Source organism: Xanthomonas sp. SHU 166, assembly GCF_000364685.1.
Classification (GTDB): Bacteria; Pseudomonadota; Gammaproteobacteria; order Xanthomonadales; family Xanthomonadaceae; genus Xanthomonas_A; species Xanthomonas_A sontii.
This window is the reverse complement of sequence record NZ_AQOJ01000051.1, coordinates 1-4,902: the sequence shown is the minus strand read 5'-3', so window position 1 is coordinate 4,902 and position 4,902 is coordinate 1. Positions and strand designations below refer to the sequence as shown.

Here is a 4,902-nt window from a genome sequence, read left to right as displayed (position 1 = left end):
ATCGCGAGGATGTCGAATCCATGCGCATCGGCACCACGCTTCTGGCGCGCGGCGTGCGTGGGCTGGCCGGTGACGCCGTCGACGAACTGCGCGGGCCGTTGCCGCCGGGCGAAGGCCGGCAGGGCATCGGTGCGCCGGACTGGTCGGAGCACATGCGGCGGCTGCATCTGCCGAAGCAGGACGCCCACGCGCCGCAGGGTTGGCACGTGCCGCTGAAGGTGCCTGAGCAGGAGGCGGCGGTGCGGGACGGAGACACGCTGTTTCGTGCCATCAAGGAGCGATTCCCGGCCGCCACGCCGGATGCGACGCTGAGGCATGCCGCGGCGCAGGCACAGCGCGACGGCATGACGCGGCCCGAGCAGATCAAACACGTCATGGTCGATGGCGGCAACGCCTGGATCGAGGGGTATACGCCGGGGTTCCGGGTGAAGGTCGATCTCTCTGCGGTGCCATCGCGACCCGAAGAGGCGATCGCATCACCCGCCAAGGACGGGGCGGCGCTCGCTTTGCCGCAGGCCGACAGCGAGGCGCAGCACGTGTCTGCACGGACGCGATGAGCGCTTCAGGCATGTCGCAGCTTCTTTTCCAGCCTGACTGATCCGCACGCCGCGTATCTCCTCTGCGCGCTGACCTCCACTGTCTGTGTCCTGACGACTGCGCTTCGGCGTTGCGGCCGCCGCACCGCCTCAGCCTTGCTTCTGCGCCGGCACTGCAGTGGGTTGCGTTGCCGCAGATGCCTCCCATCCGCACATCCGCCCCTGGTTCTGTTGCTTGAGCCACTCCTGCATCGGCGCGAAGTATTCCAGCAGCGGGCCGGCGTCGATGCGCTCGCTGCCGGTCAGTTCCTTGAGCGTGGCCTGCCATGGCTGGCTGGCGCCGCGCTGCAGCATCGACCAGAACTTCTGCCCGGCTTCCTTGTTGCCGTAGAAGGTGCACTCGTACAGCGGGCCCTTGTAGCCGGCGGCGTCGCACAGGCTCTTGTAGAACTGGAACTGCAGGATGTGCGAGAGGAAGTAGCGGGTGTAGGGGGTGTTGGCCGGCACGTGGTACTTGGCGCCGGGGTCGAAGAAGTCCTCGCCGCGCGGTGTCGCCGGCGCCACGCCCTGGTACCTGGCCTTCAGCTCCCACCAGGCCTGGTTGTAGCGGTCCGGGGCGATCGAGCCGTCGAACACGCCCCAGCGCCAGCGGTCGATCATCAGCCCGAACGGCAGGAACGCGACCTTGCTCAGGGCCATGCGCATCTGCGCGTTGATCAACGCTTCGCGGCCGACCTGCGGTGCGTCGACCAGGCCGATCGAATGCAGGTACTGCGGGGTCATCGCCAGCACCACGGTGTCGCCGATGGCTTCGTGGAAGCCGTCGTTGGCACTCGCCTGGAACAGCGGCGGCAGCGGGTTGTAGGCCAGGTCGTAATAGACGTGGCCGAGTTCGTGATAGATGGTGGTGAAGTCCTCTTCGTTCGGCTTGACGCACATCTTGGTGCGCACGTCGCCGGCCATGTCCATGTCCCAGGCGCTGGCGTGGCAGACTACGTCGCGGTCCAGCGGCTTGATGAACTGGCTGCGCGTCCAGTAGCTGTCCGGCAGCCTGGGCATCGCCAGCGAGGTGTAGAAGTCCTGCGCGCGCTCGGTCATCTGCCGTGCGCTGAGCAACTGCGCCTCGCGCTGGGCCATGAACCGCGCTTCCGGCGAGGTGTCGCCGTTGCGCCGCGCCAGCGCCGCGCTCAGGTTGCCCTGGTACTGCCGCTCCAGCGCGTCGGTGATGTCCAGGCTGCCGGCGCCGGGGTAGGGCTGCAGCAGGTCCCACAGGTTGCTCCAGTCCTGCTGCCACATGTTGCCGAGCAGGTGCGCCGGCAGCAGGCCGCCGGCCAGTTCGCCCTTGTCCTTGCCGTACTCGGCGTCGAGCTTGCCGCGCGCGTAGCAGTGCAACTGTTCGTACAGCGGCTTGACCTGGGTCCACAGCCGGTCGGTCTCGGCGGCGAGCTGTGCCGGCGGCATGTCGTAGCCGCTGCGCCACAGTGCGCCGGTGTCGGCGTAGCCCATGTCGCGCGCGCCCTCGTTGACCAGTTCGACGAAGCGCTGGTAGTCCTTGCGCATCGGTTGCACGGCGGCGTGCCAGCCCTGCCAGGCATCCAGTTGCTGGTCGTAGTCGCGGCTGCGGCGCAGCACGTCCTCCAGTTCGCCCAACTGCCGGCAACGGCGCGCGTCGCCCTCGCCGGTGCAGTAGGACGCGGCGCCGTAGGCGCCCTCCATCTTCGTCGCCAGGGCGGCCAGTTCGCCCAGCCGCGCCGGATCGCGTGGCGCCGGCATCGCGGTCATCTGCTGCAGCAGGCGCAGTGCGCGGGCGCTGTCGGCCGACATCGGCTTGCCGTCGTAGCGCCGGGCCTGCGCGATCCAGCCGTTGAGCGTGGTCAGCCAGCGCGCGTTGGCCCTGGCCGCCAGTCGCTCGCTGTCGCCGTTGATGTAGGTCGCCGACAGCCACTGCGCCGCGGTCAGTTCCGGCAGCAGCGCGCGGTACTCCTCGTTGATGCGGGCGACGAACTGGTCGGCGCTCTCGCCCTGGGGCTGGGCCGCGGCGGGGGCGGCGGTCTCGGCCGCGGGTTCCTTGCGGCAGGCGGACAGCGTCAGCAGGCTCGCGCCGAGGCACAGCGCGAGCAGCGGAGAGCGATGGGTCACGGCGAATCCTCGCAGGGCGATTGCCCGGAAGGCTAGTGGCCCGCCCGCGCCGCCGCAAGTTCGGCGGCGCGCTCTGGGGCGCGCCGCCGCGTCCGCTTACGCCACGCCCGCGCGTGGGCCGGCGGTCATTGCGGCTTGGCGCACTGCGCGAACAGGTCGCGCGCGTGGTCGTAGACGCCGGTCCTGACCTGCATCAGGCCCAGCACCGACGGGAACAGGTTGTCCTGGTCGGCGTAGCGGCGCGAGCGCGCCTGCAGGCAGGCCAGGTCCAGGCCGCGCGCGCTGGCGAAGCCGGGCGAGAACCACATCACCATCGGCACGTGGGTCTGCTCCTGCGGCGCGATCGCGTAGGGCACGCCGTGCAGGTACAGGCCCTTCTCGCCCAGCGACTCGCCGTGGTCGGAGAGGTAGATCATCGCCGTGTCGTAGTCGGGCATCGCCTGCAGCGCGTCGATGGTGCGCGCCAGCAGGTGGTCGGTGTACAGCAGCGAATTGTCGTAGGCGTTGGTGATCAGTTCGCGGCTGCAATTGCCCAGGTCGGCGGTGTCGCAGGTCGGGGTGAAGCGGCGGAACGCGGCCGGGTAGCGCTCGAAGTAGCTGGGACCGTGGCTGCCGAGCTGGTGCAGTACCACCACGCGGTCGCCGGGCTTGGCGCGCACCTGCGCCGCCAGGTCCTGCAGCAGGATCTCGTCCATGCAGCGTCCGTCCTTGCACAACTGCGGATCCTTGGCGTCGTCCAGGTGCTGGATCTGCAGGCCGTCGCACACGCCCTTGCAGCCGGACTGGTTGTCGCGCCACAGCGTGCTGATGCCGGCGTGCTCGAGCACGTGCAGCAGCGACTGGTGCTTGCGGATGTTGCTCTCGTTGTAGTCGTGGCGGCCGAACGGCGAGAACATGCACGGCACCGACACCTCGGTGCTGGTGCCGCAGGAGTGCATGTCGGGGAAATTGATCACGTCGCGCTTGGCCAGCTCCGGCGTGGTCTGCCGCGCATAGCCGTTGAGGCCCCAGTTCTGCGCGCGGGCGGTTTCGCCCAGCACCACCACCAGCAGCCGCGGCTTGCTGCCCGGCGCACGCGCGGTGGCCTTTGCGTCGTGTTCCAGCGGCAGTTTCGGCGCCTTGCGCGTGGAGCTGTCGGACTTGAAGTTCTGCCGCAGCGCGACCAGGTAATTGATCGGCGTGGCCAGGTAGCGGATCTCGCGATGGTTGCGCATCATCGCCGACAGGTCCTGGAACGACAGCATCGCGGCGACGCCGCCCAGCGCCAGCATGCCCACCAGGAAGCCGGCGCGGATCGCCAGCGCTTTCAGCGGCGAACGCCGGATCAGCCGCACCCGCCACAGCACCAGGATCGGCAGCGCCGCGTAGAACAGCAGCGGCGCGATCAGCGCCGGGGTCATCAGCTCGCGCGATTCCTTGTGGTCGGTGGCCAGCACGTTGCGCAGCATGTCCGCGTCCAGGTAGACGCTGTAGCTGTTCATGTAGTGCGCGGCGAACGCGGTGGTGATCAGCAGCACCGTCAGCACCGGCTTGGCGATGCCGCGCCACAGCAGCAGGCCTAGCAGCAGGCCGTGCACCGCCAGCAGCAGCAGGAACAGCGACAGCGCCAGCTTCACGTCGCCGCCATGGCCGCTCATCGCGCTGCGCCAGAACATGCCGTTGCAGGCCAGGGCGAAGAACGCGCTGGCCGCCAGCGCCAGCATCTCGTTGCTCAATTGCGGACGCCAGGCCCACCAGCGGGCGCGGGAGGCGGTGGACGGCGAGGGCGGGGCGACGGAATGGCTCATGCGGCGGAATCGTTGGTAGTGGAAGGGCGTCGATCGGCCTGCGACAGGGTCGCGCGCGGCCACAGCATCGCCCGGTACAGGCCCAGTGCCACGCCCCAGCACAGGGCCAGCGTCCACAGGTCGTGCGACATGAAATGCGCGCCGCGCAGCTGTTGGCCGAGACCGAACAGCAGGCCTCCCCCGAGGCCGATCGCCAGCGCCGGCCAACGCCAGGCCGGCTTGAGCGCCAACGCGACGAAGTACAGCCCCACCCAGGCATAGCCGGCACTGGAATGACCGGCGGGGAAGCATACCCCGCGCGGCATGCCCGCCGGGCGGGTCTCGAACAGGCCCACGAAGATCCGCTCGCCGCCATAGCGGACCAGGTCCCAGGGGCAGTCCATGTGGGTCACCGACTTCAGCAGCGACACCACGCCGGTGCTCAGCGCCACCGTCAGCAG

Annotated in this window: 3 protein-coding genes and 1 pseudogene; 1 reads left to right on the top strand and 3 read right to left on the bottom strand. The window is 69.4% G+C overall.

Translation table 11 applies throughout. From position 1 onward, the window contains the following. Positions 1 to 557: pseudogene (locus tag D180_RS02325) on the top strand (hypothetical protein); the annotation flags it as partial. A 129-nt stretch (positions 558 to 686) separates the two neighbouring features. On the opposite strand, the gene D180_RS02320 reads toward D180_RS02325, so the two are convergent. From D180_RS02320 to D180_RS02310, 3 genes are all read right to left on the bottom strand, one after another. After that, complete coding sequence (locus D180_RS02320) at positions 687 to 2,675, bottom strand: M2 family metallopeptidase (RefSeq protein ID WP_017911511.1); 1,989 nt, start codon at positions 2,673 to 2,675, stop codon at positions 687 to 689. Between the two features lie 125 nt (positions 2,676 to 2,800). After that, a complete protein-coding gene (locus tag D180_RS02315; protein WP_017911510.1) occupies positions 2,801 to 4,462 on the bottom strand; it encodes a phosphoethanolamine--lipid A transferase in 1,662 nt (553 codons plus the stop codon). After that, a partial coding sequence (locus tag D180_RS02310) for a phosphatase PAP2 family protein (RefSeq protein ID WP_017911509.1) occupies positions 4,459 to 4,902 on the bottom strand: 444 nt, incomplete at its 5' end. The genes D180_RS02310 and D180_RS02315, both read right to left, overlap by 4 nt.